Origin of the sequence: Winogradskyella sp. HB-48 (assembly GCF_049942685.1) — a bacterium.
Classification (GTDB): Bacteria; Bacteroidota; Bacteroidia; order Flavobacteriales; family Flavobacteriaceae; genus Winogradskyella.
This window is the reverse complement of record NZ_CP187934.1, coordinates 2,675,461-2,694,529: the sequence shown is the minus strand read 5'-3', so window position 1 is coordinate 2,694,529 and position 19,069 is coordinate 2,675,461. Positions and strand designations below refer to the sequence as shown.

General features: G+C 39.3%; 8 protein-coding genes. 4 read left to right on the top strand and 4 right to left on the bottom strand.

Annotated elements, in window-relative coordinates; genetic code table 11:
• Positions 1-3: 3 nt before the first annotated feature.
• Genes ACPX19_RS12180 through ACPX19_RS12170 form a run of 3 tightly spaced genes read left to right on the top strand, consistent with a single transcriptional unit; the run spans position 4 to position 2,353 of the window.
• On the top strand, positions 4-588 hold the full coding sequence (locus tag ACPX19_RS12180) for a hypothetical protein (protein ID WP_426430281.1): 585 nt from the start codon (positions 4-6) through the stop codon (positions 586-588).
• A 4-nt stretch (positions 589-592) separates the two neighbouring features.
• Complete coding sequence (locus ACPX19_RS12175) at positions 593-1,174, top strand: tRNA-(ms[2]io[6]A)-hydroxylase (RefSeq protein WP_426430280.1); 582 nt, start codon at positions 593-595, stop codon at positions 1,172-1,174.
• A 39-nt stretch (positions 1,175-1,213) separates the two neighbouring features.
• On the top strand, positions 1,214-2,353 hold the full coding sequence (locus tag ACPX19_RS12170; protein WP_426430279.1) for an META domain-containing protein: 1,140 nt from the start codon (positions 1,214-1,216) through the stop codon (positions 2,351-2,353).
• Positions 2,354-2,402: 49 nt separating this feature from the next.
• On the opposite strand, the gene ACPX19_RS12165 is transcribed toward ACPX19_RS12170, so the two are convergent.
• The 4 genes from ACPX19_RS12165 to ACPX19_RS12150 form a co-directional block, all read right to left on the bottom strand.
• Positions 2,403-2,936 (bottom strand): porin family protein, encoded by a 534-nt coding sequence (locus ACPX19_RS12165; protein ID WP_426430278.1) that lies wholly within the window; start codon positions 2,934-2,936, stop codon positions 2,403-2,405.
• Positions 2,937-3,042: 106 nt separating this feature from the next.
• Positions 3,043-3,948, bottom strand: coding sequence for a Ppx/GppA phosphatase family protein (locus tag ACPX19_RS12160; RefSeq protein ID WP_426430277.1), 906 nt, complete (start codon positions 3,946-3,948; stop codon positions 3,043-3,045).
• 1 nt (position 3,949) lies between these two features.
• Complete coding sequence (gene ppk1 / locus ACPX19_RS12155; RefSeq protein WP_426430276.1) at positions 3,950-6,004, bottom strand: polyphosphate kinase 1; 2,055 nt, start codon at positions 6,002-6,004, stop codon at positions 3,950-3,952.
• Positions 6,001-6,489 (bottom strand): SixA phosphatase family protein, encoded by a 489-nt coding sequence (locus ACPX19_RS12150; protein ID WP_426430275.1) that lies wholly within the window; start codon positions 6,487-6,489, stop codon positions 6,001-6,003. The genes ppk1 and ACPX19_RS12150 overlap by 4 nt, the downstream gene beginning before the upstream one ends.
• A gap of 364 nt (positions 6,490-6,853) precedes the next feature.
• On the opposite strand from ACPX19_RS12150, the gene ACPX19_RS12145 reads away from it, so the two are divergent.
• The gene (locus tag ACPX19_RS12145) at positions 6,854-19,066 is read left to right on the top strand and encodes a gliding motility-associated C-terminal domain-containing protein (protein WP_426430274.1); all 12,213 of its coding nucleotides are present in this window, start codon (positions 6,854-6,856) and stop codon (positions 19,064-19,066) included.
• Positions 19,067-19,069: the final 3 nt, after the last annotated feature.

Here is a 19,069-nt window from a genome sequence, read left to right as displayed (position 1 = left end):
CATATGAGAAATTTACTCGGAGTACTTCTAATTTTGATTATTGGTTTTACAAGTTGCGAGGGTCGTATAACAAAAAATCAAGCATTAGCAGAGGATATTGAACATTTTAAAAAAACCGTAACTGTTCAAATAGATGTTTATAAGCCTGAGAACTATGTAGAGCGAGAAGTCGATACTACACTGAGCAATGGTTTTAGAGTAAAAATTAAAACTTACACTGATATGGACAATAGTGTACTTTTTACTAAAATTAAAGACACCATTAACTATCAAACGTATTACCGAAATTTTAAGTTCGATATTTTAGTTGAAAAAGACAACAAGATTGTCTATGATAAGAGTTTTGATAAGCAAAACGCCAATAAGGCCTTTAAGTTTAATTCAAATCTAGTTAAAGGTTCAGATCTCTATAACTTTGATAAACTTGCCATATTAAGCGCTATACAAGTTGATGATGACCCAAGTTATACCAACATTGTAGCCATAGATGTTATCTATACGATACCTGAAACCGACAAGGTATCTTATCATAAAATTTTGATTAACGATAAAGGAAAAGCAAATTTCATTCAAACTGAAAAACATTAAAACTATGTTAGGTCTCAAACTTCCAACAGACCCAAGATGGGTAAACATTGTAGAGAAAAATATTGAAGAAATACTAACTGACCATGCTTATTGTGAACAAAAGGCTGCGAGTACAGCTATTTCATTGATTGTAGGCTTCCCTGAATACACAGAGCTTGTACAAGAAATGATTGATTTGGTAGAGGAAGAGATGAGCCATTTTAAAATGGTACATGACCTTATCTTAGAAAGTGGTTGGACGCTTGGTAGAGATCGTAAAGATGAGTATGTACTTGCTCTATTAAAGTTTTTCCCAAAAGGTGGTAGCAGAACCACACAGTTAGTACATAGATTATTATATGCAGCTTTAATTGAAGCACGTAGCTGTGAACGTTTTAGATTACTTTCTGAAGAACTTGAAGATAAAAAGCTGGCTAAATTCTACAGAAAGTTGATGATTAGTGAAGCCAACCACTACACCATGTTTTTAAACTTTGCAAGGCAATATGGTAACAGAAAAGAAGTAGACCAAAAATGGCAGCAACTCCTTGAATATGAAGCAAACATCATGAAAGATTTAGGCAAAAAAGAAACTGTTCATGGATAATATTTTATAAATTAGAGACATAATTAGCTCTAATCTTTCATGAAAAACCTTTACTACTTTATCTTCATATTTACTTTAATCTCTTTTAATGCTTCTAGCCAATCTGATTTAATTGGTACTTGGTATTTAGATTCTTTCACTATAAGTGGAGGTACTTATAAAAATGTTTATAATTATGTTAGCTCTATTGAGTTTACTGAGGATACATATCTAGCTGATGAATTAGAATACAATGGTGGCTCTACTTGTAACTATTATTTTGGTGGTTATTCAGTAACAAATAACACTATTACTTTTTTTGATTTAGGTTCGTCGGGCGCTGATTGCTACAACCTAGTTAGTGGTGAGTTTGAAGATTTATATTTCTCAATATTAAGTAATAATTTTACTTATAATACCATATTCAATTACATCATTGAAGGCAACGGTAATAATCAAACATTAATGTTAACCAAATCTAATGGTGATAATATTATATATAGCAAAACTAATCCTAACTCAATTTTACATAATACTTGGTATCTACAATCAATAACAGAAAGTGGCATCACTCTTAATATATCTTCAACAGATTCACCTAGTTTGACCCTAGATGTAAATATTGATTACTTTTCAGGATCCATCCCTTTCTCTGGTTCTGGTGATTGTAATGATTTTACTGGTGCATATAATATGTATTTTGGAAATGGTGACGAGTTAAGTATTTCTAGTTTTGTCCCAACATCAAATATTTGTGATCCTCCTAGTGATTTTGAGGATTCTTTTTTCTCAATATTAAGTAATGATGAAACCAACCAATTTAACTTTGAAATTATCAATAATGGTAACAACTTAGTTCTTACTAGCATTCCTAACGTTGGCGGCAGATCTATAAACCTAACCGAAACGAGTCTTACGTTTAGTCAACAAGCTTTATCCATAGATGAATATGATGAGAATCAATATTATATTTCTTTACTACGAAACCCTGTTGAAGACAAACTTATCCTTAATTTAGAGAATCAAATTTTGTCAGAAAACATTGAATACACCATTTATTCAATAGAAGGCAAACAAGTAAAATCTTCTATTCTGAATAGTGATTCTATTAATATTGAAGATATGGTTTCTGGTGTTTACTTTATTAGTTTCGTAAGTGAGGATTCTTCAGCTAAAACTCTAAAGTTCATAAAAAAATAAAGGCCTTAACATTGGTTAAAGCCTTATTTTATTTAGCTAAAATCTTATTTTAGATCTTTATACCAAAACCGAATTGCATAACGTGGTTTTTAGCTTCTAAATTTGGTAGGTCATCTTCATCCAAGATGTTTGTTAATCCATAAGAAAATCTTGCGTCTACAAACAACTCATCTGTTATCATATATTCTGCACCAACAACACCAGAAAACGCAAATGTTGAAAATCCATCATTGTTTTGCCATGTTTTTAATGCAACTTGTGGTCCTGCTACAAAAGACAATCTATCTGAAGTTGATAATTTTAATAAAATTGGCATTTGTATGTAGTCTGCCCTAAGGTCTTCATCTTTTCCACCTTCTGCAGACCATTGTAGTTCAGTATGTAATGAAAACTCCTCAGAAAAGCCAAACTCTACAAAACCTGCAAAAGCAAATCCGTTTCTGTGTTTGTTTTCAAAAGTTGCATCTGGATCAAAGTCTAGGTTAGATACGTTAAGCGCACCTCTAACACCATAACGAACTTCTTGAGCTAAACAAATTGTTGTAAAGCATACTAAAAGTGAGGTAAGTAAAATTTTTTTCATAATCTTCAATTTGAGACAGCGAATATAAATTAAATTCTAATATTGGAGTAAATGTATAGATTTTAATAGAAAAAAAGTAGTTGAACGGTTAATTTCAATATAAACACTAAACATCAACACTCGAAACGGTTTCATAATAGATACTCTTAATGATTCCGTCAGACAATCCAATTTTAGGTACATAAATATCTTTTGCACCGCTCCATTTCATGGCAGATAAATATATCCTTGTAGCGGGAATAATAACATCTGCTCTATCTTGGTTAAGGTCTAGTTGAGTAATGCGCTCTTCATACGAGTATTGTTGGAGCATATTGTAATAATTACTCAAATAGAAATAGGTTAAAGGTTTACCAAGTTGTTTTCCTGAAACTTTAAATATTTTATTTATGTTACCACCTGAGCCTATCAAATCTATTTTATCATAAATTGAAGTATTTTCTTTAATCCATTGCTCAAGTTCATTCCAAGTTTCTCTAGTAACAATATCATTTAGAAGTCTAACAGTTCCTACTTTAAAAGATTTTGATTTTACTTTATTGCCATTATGGATAATAGAAAATTCGGTACTACCACCACCTACATCTACATATAGATAAGTTTTGTTTTCATCTATATAGGTACTCAAATCAGTAGCTGCTATAATTGCTGCCTCTTCTTCACCGTCAATGATATCAATAGCAATTCCACTACTATCAATAATCTTCTTGGTCAACTCATCACTATTGTTTGCCTCTCTCATCGCAGATGTAGCACAAGCTTTATATCTAACAACGCCATGTGCTTTCATAAGTAAGCTAAACGCCATCATGGTACTAATCATACGCTCTTGGTTGTATTCAGAAATCTCACTATTAATAAAAACATCCGCACCGAGTCTTATAGGAACACGCACTAGAGAGTTTTTCTTAAATACTGTAGGCTTACCTTTTTGTTCAATAATGTTTGAAATTAATAATCTTACTGCATTGGAACCAATATCTATAGCAGCGTATTTTTGAATCTTCAGCATATTATCCTTCTAACTTTTTTAAATAATAATTATATGTATCGAACTGAGCACGCACTTTTGGTTTTTCGTTTCTACGATACGTATTGTCTTGTATCTCATTAATAAGACGAGCTTTTACATTATCATTCCAGCAAATCTCAAATAAATCTTGTAACTCTTGCTTTAGGTCTTCGTCATAAATTGGACAGCTTACCTCTACTCTATGTTCTATATTTCTGGTCATCCAATCAGCTGATGAAATATAAACTAATGGATTATCATTATTGGAGAATACATATAAACGTGTATGCTCTAAAAACTTATCAACAATACTAATAACTTCAATATTTTCACTCATACCTTCAACACCAGGTACTAAACAGCACAAGCCTCTAACAATCATTTGGATTTTAACCCCTGCTCTACTCGCTTCATAAAGTTTATCTACCATTTTATAGCTGCTTATACTATTCATCTTTAGCTTTATATAAGCATTCTTTCCATTTTTAGCATTTTCAATCTCTCTGTCAATGAGAGAGAATAATTTGGTTTTTGTATAATGAGGTGATGCTATAATATGTTTGTATCTATTAACAATGTAATTGACTTCTAAAAAGTCGAACATTTTGTTTATGTCTTTTAAAATTTTAGCGTTAGAAGTAAGAAGCGTAAAGTCTGTGTAGAATTTTGCCGTTGACTCGTTAAAATTACCTGTACTTATAAAGCCATAACGTTTTAGTTTATGATCTTCTTCACGTTCTATAACACACATTTTGCTATGTACCTTTAATCCTGGTACACCAAACAACATATTAACTCCTGCATCTTGCATTTGCTCAGCGTAATTAATATTGGCTTCTTCATCAAAGCGTGCTCTAAGTTCTATGGAAACGGTTACATATTTACCATTTTTGGCTGCGTTTATCAAAGAACTAGCAACATGCGATATTTGGGCCAATCTATAAATCGTAATCTTTATAGTCTTTACTTTAGGATCTAATGCAGCCTCCCTCAAAAACTTGACTATGTAGGAAAAGGTATGAAAAGGAGTGTAAACTAAATAATCTTTTTTAGCAATTGTTGTGAATATACTTTCTTGTAAGCTTAAGCCCTTAACTGGTAATGGTTTTATTCTGTCATAAAGTAAATCTGTTCTTCCTAAGCTAGGAAAATCCATATAATCTCTTCGGTTATGGTAACGGCCACCAGGTATAATACTATCCCTAGAATCGATTTCCATTCGTTCTAACAAAAAATTTAACGTATCTGGCTCTATGTTTTTATCGTATACAAACCTAACAGGATCACCACTTTGCCTATCCTTTACACTTCGAGATAATTTATCTACAAAACTCTTGCTCAAGTCACTATCAAAATCTAATTCGCCGTCTCGAGTTATTTTTATCATATGAGAAGAAATAGAATCATACTTAAAAATATTAAAAATTTCATCTAAGCAATACCTAATTATATCATCTACCATTATAATGTAGCTGGAGTCGCCTCTATTTGGTAAAACTATGAAACGCTCCATACTTTTAGAAATTTCAATAAGCGCATATTGATCTTTTCCACCAGAGTTAGACATCTTTATGGTTAGATATCCCGCACTATCTTTAAGTTCTGGAAGCGCTATATCTTCATCTAATATAATTACAACCAAAGCAGGGCTAATCTCCTGATAGAAATGATTAATTATAAATTCATGATGATCTTTTTCAATCTCAGTCTCATTGATAATAAAAATATTTTCTTTTTCAAGCTCCTGTTCAACGCTATGTAAAATTTCAACACTTTCTCTTTGCTGATCAATAACTACCTCGGTAATCTCTTCTAGCAACTCATCTGCTTTAATACCACCAAGCTCACTTTTACCACCTTTACCAGCATCATAAATTCGCTTTACAGTTGCATATCTAACTTTAAAGAACTCATCTAAATTATTAGAAAAAATACCTAAAAACCTTAAGCGTTCAATCAATGGTACTGTTTCATCTGCTGCTTCTTGGAGTACTCTTGCATTAAACTGTAACCAACTTAGTTCTCTATTTATATAAGTATTTTTGTGTTTTGTCATGCTTTTAAATCCTTAGGAATAATTATAAGTTCAGTAGTTCCTTTTTTTAAATCTTTCCAATCAGAAATGTCAAAATTAAATTTAATTAGACCACTTGTAGGAAGATTATCTATAAACTTATCACCAAATATATTAGCGATAGATGTGAAAGCATGGTTATGACCAAACAACATAACCGAATTATAATTATTGGATAATCTTTTAATAAAGTTTATAACACTTTCCCCTCCAAAATCATAAAGATCATCTGTAACAATGACAGAATCTTCTGATAAATTAAAAATATCTAAAAATATCTTACAAGTTGAGAAAGCCCTTACAGCCGGACTTGAATATATAATCTCGGGTAACTCACCTACCCTAATAAATTGATTAGCAACTAATTTAGCATCTTCTATCCCTCTGTTTTTCAAAGGTCTTAGGGAGTCTGAAACATTAAATTCCCATGATGATTTTCCGTGTCTTACGAGTGTAATTGATTTCATTGATTTTCGATTAAATGCAATTTTTTTCGATAAAATGTTGCATAATTCCGTTTTAACGACTATTTTGGCGCTTTAACTCTAATGTTTGTTTAAAATATTAGATATAAGTTCTTTTGTTTACGTAAAATTAATGTAAATGACCCCAAATCAAAAATATATTAATCCATTCAAGATTTCATTTGCATTAATAATACTTCCCTCTATTTTTTTGCAATTAACAAAACAAAAATGTTGCTTAAACATTAAGTGATAAGTGCTATCGTTATTCGATAGCTTGTTGTCATCCAATGTTTCTGCTACATAGACTTTATAAGTTATTATGTATAGTATGAGAAACAAATACAATTGTATTTCAGGCTTAAGTATGGCTAGATATATACTAATCGTATTATTGGTTATGCTACCAAATGTGTTTTTCGCCCAGCAGTCACCTTCTATTCAGACTGGTGTAACGTTTCAATGGGCTGATACACAATCTAATAATAGTGATCCAGCAACTATTCAGTCAATCACCATTGATGGCACAGTTTACAACACATTTGTTGTACCTACCAGCTACGAATTGACACGTTTGGGACCAAACGGTCATAGCCAAAACCGAATTAGAGAGAATGGTGCGTTTGTAGGTGGTAATAGTAATGCTGCCAATTGGGTTACAAATGCAACTGCTGCTTTTCAAGATAAAAACTTAAATCATTATTTTACATCAAATTCCAATGGTAGAAATATATGTTCTGATTTTAGTGCAGCTCTTACAACTGATGCCCAAAAACAAACCATATTTTACAGCCCAGCAATACCATCTAATGATGGTGGTGTACTCGCTGTAACAGAGCGTGGTGGTAATAACTGTTTCTATATAGAAGTTTGGGGAACACCAGCCGGTGGTGGCCCAGAACAAAAATTAGGAGAAACTTTTGTAAGAAACTCAGGAAATTATACAGGTTGTAATTTTGGTGTACCTAATGCTGGTTCAGACTATTGGCAATCTGGTCGATGTAACGATAATGGGCAAACCATAGGTATTGGTCTTTTTTACTTAAATGATATAGCTCCTACTGGCTCACAAATTACTAGGATAGAATTTATAGGTGCAACAAACGATCATGGAGATGGTAAATTTTTTCTACTCCAAAAATATGCTGTTGATAATTATGAAACAGGTTGTATCAATGATAAAGTTTCAGGTGACATAAGTTTGGTTAATAATGCACCTTCTGGTTCTACATACTCATTAGTTTCAGGGCCAAGTCCTGCTGGTATAGCATTTAATTTAAACACAGATGGTACCTACAGCTATACACCTACTACTGGTTTCACAGGAAGTGTAACTTTCGAGTATGAGGTTTGTTTACCTGCACCAAATACATCTGTTTGTGATCAAGCTACAGTGACCTTGAATTATGTAGATATTCCACCAGTACCGACAGCAAGCGTTACTTGCGGTACAGGTGTAAACAATTTTATAATTAATATTGATGATCCTATTGGCCCTGAATATGAATACTCTTTAAATAACGGACCATTTCAATCTGGCACAAGTTTTACAGGCCTAACTGAAGGCTCATATGTTTTATCTATAAGAAATGTGTTTACAAAATGTGAGGCAGAAAACACAATACCAATTACTATTCAAGATTTAGAATTGACTGCATCAGTTACAGATGTTGGATGTAAGTTAGAAAATACTGGTGCTATTGACATAACTGTATCTGGCGGAAAACCTCCATACACGTATTCTTGGAGTAACTCTGCAACTTCAGAAGACATATCTAATGTATTTGCAGGTACTTACACCGTAACAGTTACTGATGCTAATGGTTGTTCTATTTCAGATAGCTATACTATTAATCAACCTTCTGAATCCTTAACCTCTACTATTACATCAACTACTGATATTTTATGCCATGGTGAAGCAACAGGTGCTATTGACTTAACTATTAGTGGAGGTACTGCTCCGTATTCAGTTTTATGGGATAATGGTTCTACAAATGAAGATATAAACGGCTTATTAGCTGGAACATATAATGTTACTATTACAGATGCAAATGGATGTACAACTACAAATCAAGCAACTATTAATCAGCCTAGTAATGCATTAACAGCATCTGTTTCAAACATTGTCAATGTTGATTGTTCTGTCGATAACACAGGAAGTTTTACAGTAAGTGCTATAAACGGAACATCCCCTTACCAGTATTCTATCGATAATGGAACCAATAATCAAGCTAGTGGCCTATTTGAAAATTTAGCTAATGGGTCATACACTGTTTTAGTAACAGATTTAAACAACTGTACAACTACGGTTATAGCTACCATTGGAGTAAGTGACAATGAAGATCCTCAAATCTCAGTTCCTAGTACAATTAATATTGAAGGTTGCGATACTTCTGATATAACTACAGGAAATTCTGTATTCAATTTCAATGATTCTGGTTCTTCTGATGTTCAAAGTACATTTGACAGTAATCCAAATTATAATGCTTCTGATGATTTTAATATATCATCTATAACATACATTGATGTTATTACATCTACAAGTTGTCCAGTAACAGTTCAAAGAACATTCACTATTACAGACAATTGTAATAATACAACAACTACTATACAAACAATAAATATAGTAGATACAACATCGCCTACGATTACAGTACCTGCGGATATCACTATCGAATGTACCGACGATGAGTCCTCTGCCAATACTGGTGTGGCTACAGGTAGCGATACCTGTAGTACGGTAACCGTTACCGAGTCTGATGTAGAGACCGCGGCTTGTGGTGATACCAAAACGATTGTCAGAACTTGGACGGTAACTGATGAGTGTGGTAATTCTACATCTGCCGATCAAATTATCACGGTTCAGGATACAACTCCACCTATCTTAACTCTGCCAAATGACATTACTATTGAATGTGGAGAAGATGAATCTTCTGCTAATACTGGTTTGGCTAAAGCTGAAGATGAATGTGGTGGTGTAACTATTTCTGAATCTGATGTTGTAATCAATAACTGTGGCAATACAAAAACCATAATTAGAACATGGACTACCTCAGATAATTGTGGCAACAGCGTGTCTGCCGACCAGACCATTACCGTGGTCGATACCACTCCGCCGACTTTTAACCAAGCGCTTCCTGCGGATGTAACTGTTGAGTGTGATGCTGTTCCTACGGCTGAAACTTTAACGGCTAATGACAACTGTGGTAATGCAACGGTAGATTTCAATGAAACAACTACTGCTGGTACTTGCAATAATGAATATACCTTAACGCGTACTTGGACGGCTTCTGATGCTTGTGGCAACGAAACTGTGCATACACAAACTATCACTGTTCAGGATACTACTGCACCAACGATCTCTGTGCCTGCTGATATTACGATTGAGTGTACTGATGATGAGTCCTCTGCCAATACTGGCGTGGCTACAGGTAGCGATACTTGTGGTACGGTGACCATTACCGAGTCCGATGTTGAGACTGCGGCTTGTGGCAATACAAAGACTATTGTACGTACTTGGACCGTAATCGATGAGTGTGGCAACAGCGTGTCTGCCGACCAGACCATTACCGTGGTCGATACCACTCCGCCGACTATAGATAATACAAATACGGATAACATCGTCATCCAGTGTGGCGTGACTCCTGATGGTACATTAGAAGCTTGGCTTGCCAACAATGCTGGTGCAACTGCCAATGATACCTGTGGTACGGTGACCTGGTCCAATGACTATGGTGCCAATACCGATGTGGATTGTGCCAATGGTGCTATTACCGTGACTTTTACGGCTACCGATGAGTGTGGCAACACCGCGAATACTACGGCTACATATTCTATTATCGATACGGTTGACCCTGTATTGACCATTCCTGCCGACGCTACAGTGGAATGTACCGAGGATACTTCACCTGCTAGTACTGGTACTGCAACCGCAACTGATGATTGTGCGGTTCCTAACGTGACTTTCAGTGATGTTGAAGTGGCTCAGTGTGGCAACACGAAAACGATAACAAGAACATGGACGGCTACCGATGCGTGTGGCAACAGCGTATCTGCTGATCAAACGATTACAGTAGTAGATACCACTCCACCTACGATCTCTGTGCCTGCTGATATTACGATTGAGTGTACTGATGATGAGTCCTCTGCCAATACTGGTGTGGCTACAGGTGCCGATACCTGTGGCGCGGTAACCGTTACCGAATCAGACGTAGAGACTGCGGCTTGTGGCAATACAAAGACTATTGTACGTACTTGGACCGTAACCGATGAGTGTGGCAACAGCGTGTCTGCCGACCAGACCATTACCGTGGTCGATACCACTCCGCCGACTTTTAACCAAGCGCTTCCTGCGGATCTAACCGTTGAGTGTGATGCTGTTCCTACGGCTGAAACTTTAACGGCTAATGACAACTGTGGTAATGCAACGGTAGATTTCAATGAAACAACTACTGCTGGTACTTGCAATAATGAATATACCTTAACGCGTACTTGGACGGCTTCTGATGCTTGTGGCAACGAAACTGTGCATACACAAACTATCACTGTTCAGGATACTACTGCACCAACGTTTAACGAAGCGCTTCCTGCGGATCTAACCGTTGAGTGTGATGCTGTTCCTACTGCTGAAACTTTAACGGCTAATGACAACTGTGGTAATGCAACGGTAGATTTCAATGAAACAACTACTGCTGGTACTTGCAATAATGAATATACCTTAACGCGTACTTGGACGGCTTCTGATGCTTGTGGCAACGAAACTGTGCATACACAAACTATCACTGTTCAGGATACTACTGCACCAACGATCTCTGTGCCTGCTGATATTACGATTGAGTGTACTGATGATGAGTCCTCTGCCAATACTGGCGTGGCTACAGGTAGCGATACTTGTGGTACGGTGACCATTACCGAGTCCGATGTTGAGACTGCGGCTTGTGGCAATACAAAGACTATTGTACGTACTTGGACCGTAATCGATGAGTGTGGCAACAGCGTGTCTGCCGACCAGACCATTACCGTGGTCGATACCACTCCGCCGACTATAGATAATACAAATACGGATAACATCGTCATCCAGTGTGGCGTGACTCCTGATGGTACATTAGAAGCTTGGCTTGCCAACAATGCTGGTGCAACTGCCAATGATACCTGTGGTACGGTGACCTGGTCCAATGACTATGGTGCCAATACCGATGTGGATTGTGCCAATGGTGCTATTACCGTGACTTTTACGGCTACCGATGAGTGTGGCAACACCGCGAATACTACGGCTACATATTCTATTATCGATACGGTTGACCCTGTATTGACCATTCCTGCCGACGCTACAGTGGAATGTACCGAGGATACTTCACCTGCTAGTACTGGTACTGCAACCGCAACTGATGATTGTGCGGTTCCTAACGTGACTTTCAGTGATGTTGAAGTGGCTCAGTGTGGCAACACGAAAACGATAACAAGAACATGGACGGCTACCGATGCGTGTGGCAACAGCGTATCTGCTGATCAAACGATTACAGTAGTAGATACCACTCCACCTACGATCTCTGTGCCTGCTGATATTACGATTGAGTGTACTGATGATGAGTCCTCTGCCAATACTGGTGTGGCTACAGGTGCCGATACCTGTGGCGCGGTAACCGTTACCGAATCAGACGTAGAGACTGCGGCTTGTGGCAATACAAAGACTATTGTACGTACTTGGACCGTAACCGATGAGTGTGGCAACAGCGTGTCTGCCGACCAGACCATTACCGTGGTCGATACCACTCCGCCGACTTTTAACCAAGCGCTTCCTGCGGATCTAACCGTTGAGTGTGATGCTGTTCCTACTGCTGAAACTTTAACGGCTAATGATAACTGTGGTGATGCAACGGTAGATTTCAATGAAACAACTACTGCTGGTACTTGTAATAATGAATATACCTTAACGCGTACTTGGACGGCTTCTGATGCTTGTGGCAACGAAACTGTGCATACACAAACTATCACTGTTCAGGATACTACTGCACCAACGTTTAACGAAGCGCTTCCTGCGGATCTAACCGTTGAGTGTGATGCTGTTCCTACTGCTGAAACTTTAACGGCTAATGACAACTGTGGTAATGCAACGGTAGATTTCAATGAAACAACTACTGCTGGTACTTGCAATAATGAATATACCTTAACGCGTACTTGGACGGCTTCTGATGCTTGTGGCAACGAAACTGTGCATACACAAACTATCACTGTTCAGGATACTACTGCACCAACGTTTAACGAAGCGCTTCCTGCGGATCTAACCGTTGAGTGTGATGCTGTTCCTACTGCTGAAACTTTAACGGCTAATGACAACTGTGGTAATGCAACGGTAGATTTCAATGAAACAACTACTGCTGGTACTTGCAATAATGAATATACCTTAACGCGTACTTGGACGGCTTCTGATGCTTGTGGCAACGAAACTGTGCATACACAAACTATCACTGTTCAGGATACTACTGCACCAACGTTTAACGAAGCGCTTCCTGCGGATCTAACCGTTGAGTGTGATGCTGTTCCTACTGCTGAAACTTTAACGGCTAATGACAACTGTGGTAATGCAACGGTAGATTTCAATGAAACAACTACTGCTGGTACTTGCAATAATGAATATACCTTAACGCGTACTTGGACGGCTTCTGATGCTTGTGGCAACGAAACTGTGCATACACAAACTATCACTGTTCAGGATACTACTGCACCAACGATCTCTGTGCCTGCTGATATTACGATTGAGTGTACTGATGATGAGTCCTCTGCCAATACTGGCGTGGCTACAGGTAGCGATACTTGTGGTACGGTGACCATTACCGAGTCCGATGTTGAGACTGCGGCTTGTGGCAATACAAAGACTATTGTACGTACTTGGACCGTAATCGATGAGTGTGGCAACAGCGTGTCTGCCGACCAGACCATTACCGTGGTCGATACCACTCCGCCGACTATAGATAATACAAATACGGATAACATCGTCATCCAGTGTGGCGTGACTCCTGATGGTACATTAGAAGCTTGGCTTGCCAACAATGCTGGTGCAACTGCCAATGATACCTGTGGTACGGTGACCTGGTCCAATGACTATGGTGCCAATACCGATGTGGATTGTGCCAATGGTGCTATTACCGTGACTTTTACGGCTACCGATGAGTGTGGCAACACCGCGAATACTACGGCTACATATTCTATTATCGATACGGTTGACCCTGTATTGACCATTCCTGCCGACGCTACAGTGGAATGTACCGAGGATACTTCACCTGCTAGTACTGGTACTGCAACCGCAACTGATGATTGTGCGGTTCCTAACGTGACTTTCAGTGATGTTGAAGTGGCTCAGTGTGGCAACACGAAAACGATAACAAGAACATGGACGGCTACCGATGCGTGTGGCAACAGCGTATCTGCTGATCAAACGATTACAGTAGTAGATACCACTCCACCTACGATCTCTGTGCCTGCTGATATTACGATTGAGTGTACTGATGATGAGTCCTCTGCCAATACTGGTGTGGCTACAGGTGCCGATACCTGTGGCGCGGTAACCGTTACCGAATCAGACGTAGAGACTGCGGCTTGTGGCAATACAAAGACTATTGTACGTACTTGGACCGTAACCGATGAGTGTGGCAACAGCGTGTCTGCCGACCAGACCATTACCGTGGTCGATACCACTCCGCCGACTTTTAACCAAGCGCTTCCTGCGGATGTAACTGTTGAGTGTGATGCTGTTCCTACGGCTGAAACTTTAACGGCTAATGACAACTGTGGTAATGCAACGGTAGATTTCAATGAAACAACTACTGCTGGTACTTGCAATAATGAATATACCTTAACGCGTACTTGGACGGCTTCTGATGCTTGTGGCAACGAAACTGTGCATACACAAACTATCACTGTTCAGGATACTACTGCACCAACGTTTAACGAAGCGCTTCCTGCGGATCTAACCGTTGAGTGTGATGCTGTTCCTACGGCTGAAACTTTAACGGCTAATGACAACTGTGGTAATGCAACGGTAGATTTCAATGAAACAACTACTGCTGGTACTTGTAATAATGAATATACCTTAACGCGTACTTGGACGGCTTCTGATGCTTGTGGCAACGAAACTGTGCATACACAAACTATCACTGTTCAGGATACTACTGCACCAACGATCTCTGTGCCTGCTGATATTACGATTGAGTGTACTGATGATGAGTCCTCTGCCAATACTGGCGTGGCTACAGGTAGCGATACTTGTGGTACGGTGACCATTACCGAGTCCGATGTTGAGACTGCGGCTTGTGGCAATACAAAGACTATTGTACGTACTTGGACCGTAATCGATGAGTGTGGCAACAGCGTGTCTGCCGACCAGACCATTACCGTGGTCGATACCACTCCGCCGACTATAGATAATACAAATACGGATAACATCGTCATCCAGTGTGGCGTGACTCCTGATGGTACATTAGAAGCTTGGCTTGCCAACAATGCTGGTGCAACTGCCAATGATACCTGTGGTACGGTGACCTGGTCCAATGACTATGGTGCCAATACCGATGTGGATTGTGCCAATGGTGCTATTACCGTGACTTTTACGGCTACCGATGAGTGTGGCAACACCGCGAATACTACGGCTACATATTCTATTATCGATACGGTTGACCCTGTATTGACCATTCCTGCCGACGCTACAGTGGAATGTACCGAGGATACTTCACCTGCTAGTACTGGTACTGCAACCGCAACTGATGATTGTGCGGTTCCTAACGTGACTTTCAGTGATGTTGAAGTGGCTCAGTGTGGCAACACGAAAACGATAACAAGAACATGGACGGCTACCGATGCGTGTGGCAACAGCGTATCTGCTGATCAAACGATTACAGTAGTAGATACCACTCCACCTACGATCTCTGTGCCTGCTGATATTACGATTGAGTGTACTGATGATGAGTCCTCTGCCAATACTGGTGTGGCTACAGGTGCCGATACCTGTGGCGCGGTAACCGTTACCGAATCAGACGTAGAGACTGCGGCTTGTGGCAATACAAAGACTATTGTACGTACTTGGACCGTAACCGATGAGTGTGGCAACAGCGTGTCTGCCGACCAGACCATTACCGTGGTCGATACCACTCCGCCGACTTTTAACCAAGCGCTTCCTGCGGATCTAACCGTTGAGTGTGATGCTGTTCCTACTGCTGAAACTTTAACGGCTAATGATAACTGTGGTGATGCAACGGTAGATTTCAATGAAACAACTACTGCTGGTACTTGTAATAATGAATATACCTTAACGCGTACTTGGACGGCTTCTGATGCTTGTGGCAACGAAACTGTGCATACACAAACTATCACTGTTCAGGATACTACTGCACCAACGTTTAACGAAGCGCTTCCTGCGGATCTAACCGTTGAGTGTGATGCTGTTCCTACTGCTGAAACTTTAACGGCTAATGACAACTGTGGTAATGCAACGGTAGATTTCAATGAAACAACTACTGCTGGTACTTGCAATAATGAATATACCTTAACGCGTACTTGGACGGCTTCTGATGCTTGTGGCAACGAAACTGTGCATACACAAACTATCACTGTTCAGGATACTACTGCACCAACGTTTAACGAAGCGCTTCCTGCGGATCTAACCGTTGAGTGTGATGCTGTTCCTACTGCTGAAACTTTAACGGCTAATGACAACTGTGGTAATGCAACGGTAGATTTCAATGAAACAACTACTGCTGGTACTTGCAATAATGAATATACCTTAACGCGTACTTGGACGGCTTCTGATGCTTGTGGCAACGAAACTGTGCATACACAAACTATCACTGTTCAGGATACTACTGCACCAACGTTTAACGAAGCGCTTCCTGCGGATCTAACCGTTGAGTGTGATGCTGTTCCTACTGCTGAAACTTTAACGGCTAATGACAACTGTGGTAATGCAACGGTAGATTTCAATGAAACAACTACTGCTGGTACTTGCAATAATGAATATACCTTAACGCGTACTTGGACGGCTTCTGATGCTTGTGGCAACGAAACTGTGCATACACAAACTATCACTGTTCAGGATACTACTGCACCAACGATCTCTGTGCCTGCTGATATTACGATTGAGTGTACTGATGATGAGTCCTCTGCCAATACTGGCGTGGCTACAGGTAGCGATACTTGTGGTACGGTGACCATTACCGAGTCCGATGTTGAGACTGCGGCTTGTGGCAATACAAAGACTATTGTACGTACTTGGACCGTAATCGATGAGTGTGGCAACAGCGTGTCTGCCGACCAGACCATTACCGTGGTCGATACCACTCCGCCGACTATAGATAATACAAATACGGATAACATCGTCATCCAGTGTGGCGTGACTCCTGATGGTACATTAGAAGCTTGGCTTGCCAACAATGCTGGTGCAACTGCCAATGATACCTGTGGTACGGTGACCTGGTCCAATGACTATGGTGCCAATACCGATGTGGATTGTGCCAATGGTGCTATTACCGTGACTTTTACGGCTACCGATGAGTGTGGCAACACCGCGAATACTACGGCTACATATTCTATTATCGATACGGTTGACCCTGTATTGACCATTCCTGCCGACGCTACAGTGGAATGTACCGAGGATACTTCACCTGCTAGTACTGGTACTGCAACCGCAACTGATGATTGTGCGGTTCCTAACGTGACTTTCAGTGATGTTGAAGTGGCTCAGTGTGGCAACACGAAAACGATAACAAGAACATGGACGGCTACCGATGCGTGTGGCAACAGCGTATCTGCTGATCAAACGATTACAGTAGTAGATACCACTCCACCTACGATCTCTGTGCCTGCTGATATTACGATTGAGTGTACTGATGATGAGTCCTCTGCCAATACTGGTGTGGCTACAGGTGCCGATACCTGTGGCGCGGTAACCGTTACCGAATCAGACGTAGAGACTGCGGCTTGTGGCAATACAAAGACTATTGTACGTACTTGGACCGTAACCGATGAGTGTGGCAACAGCGTGTCTGCCGACCAGACCATTACCGTGGTCGATACCACTCCGCCGACTTTTAACCAAGCGCTTCCTGCGGATGTAACTGTTGAGTGTGATGCTGTTCCTACGGCTGAAACTTTAACGGCTAATGACAACTGTGGTAATGCAACGGTAGATTTCAATGAAACAACTACTGCTGGTACTTGCAATAATGAATATACCTTAACGCGTACTTGGACGGCTTCTGATGCTTGTGGCAACGAAACTGTGCATACACAAACTATCACTGTTCAGGATACTACTGCACCAACGTTTAACGAAGCGCTTCCTGCGGATCTAACCGTTGAGTGTGATGCTGTTCCTACGGCTGAAACTTTAACGGCTAATGACAACTGTGGTAATGCAATGGTAGATTTCAATGAAACAACTACTGCTGGTACTTGTAATAATGAATATACCTTAACGCGTACTTGGACGGCTTCTGATGCTTGTGGCAACGAAACTGTGCATACACAAACTATCACTGTTCAGGATACTACTGCACCTACGTTTAATGAAACGCTTCCTGCGGATGTAACTGTTGAGTGTGATGCTGTTCCTACGGCTGAAGCATTGACTGCTAATGACAACTGTGGTGATGCAACGGTTACATTTGAAGAAGAAATTACAAGCGGAGCATGTATAGGTGACTATATTATAGAACGTACTTGGACAGCTTCTGATGCTTGTGGTAATGATACTACCCACATTCAAATCATTACAGTACAGGATACTACTGCTCCAACAGTAGTTACTCCTATAGATGAGAATATTACAGCTTCATGTGACGATATTCCTGAAGTACCTAACTTGGTATTTGAAGATGCTTGTTCTAACAATATAAGTGTTTCTTTTAATGAAGATTCAACACAAACGAATGACTTTGAAGATTATTCAATCACAAGAACATGGACTGTTACTGATGATTGTGGTAATGAAGCGATTTTCACCCAAAATATTGATGTAGAAATTAGTAATGTCATCAATGCTTTTGATACCAACCGTTGTGTTTTAGATTCTGAGTTTGATTTATTCGAATTATTATCTGGTGATTTTGATATGAATGGTACTTGGAGTGTTGTTTCTGGTAATGCAACTATTGATGGAAGCTTATTTGATCCTTCAACAGTAGACGTTGGTATGTATACATTTATGTACTCTATCACTGACGGACCTTGTCCTACCGAAGTAGAAGTAAATGTGACTATCGATGATGATTGTGTGGTTTTACCTTGTGGTGCTGAGGATGTTGTAATCTCTAAAACTGTAACCGCAAATGGTGATAGTTATAATGAATTCTTTACCATAACTGGTGTAGAAGACTGTGGATTTGTTGTAGAACTTCAAATATTCAATCGTTGGGGAGCAGAAATTTATAAGAATAATAATTATCAAAACGATTGGAATGGCGATGCTCATAGCTCGTCTGTAGGAAGCTCTGGAAAAGTCCCAACCGGAACTTACTACTATATTATTAATTTAAGAAATAGTGGATTGAAACCTTTTGCAGGTCCAATCTACGTAGCAACTGATAAATAAACT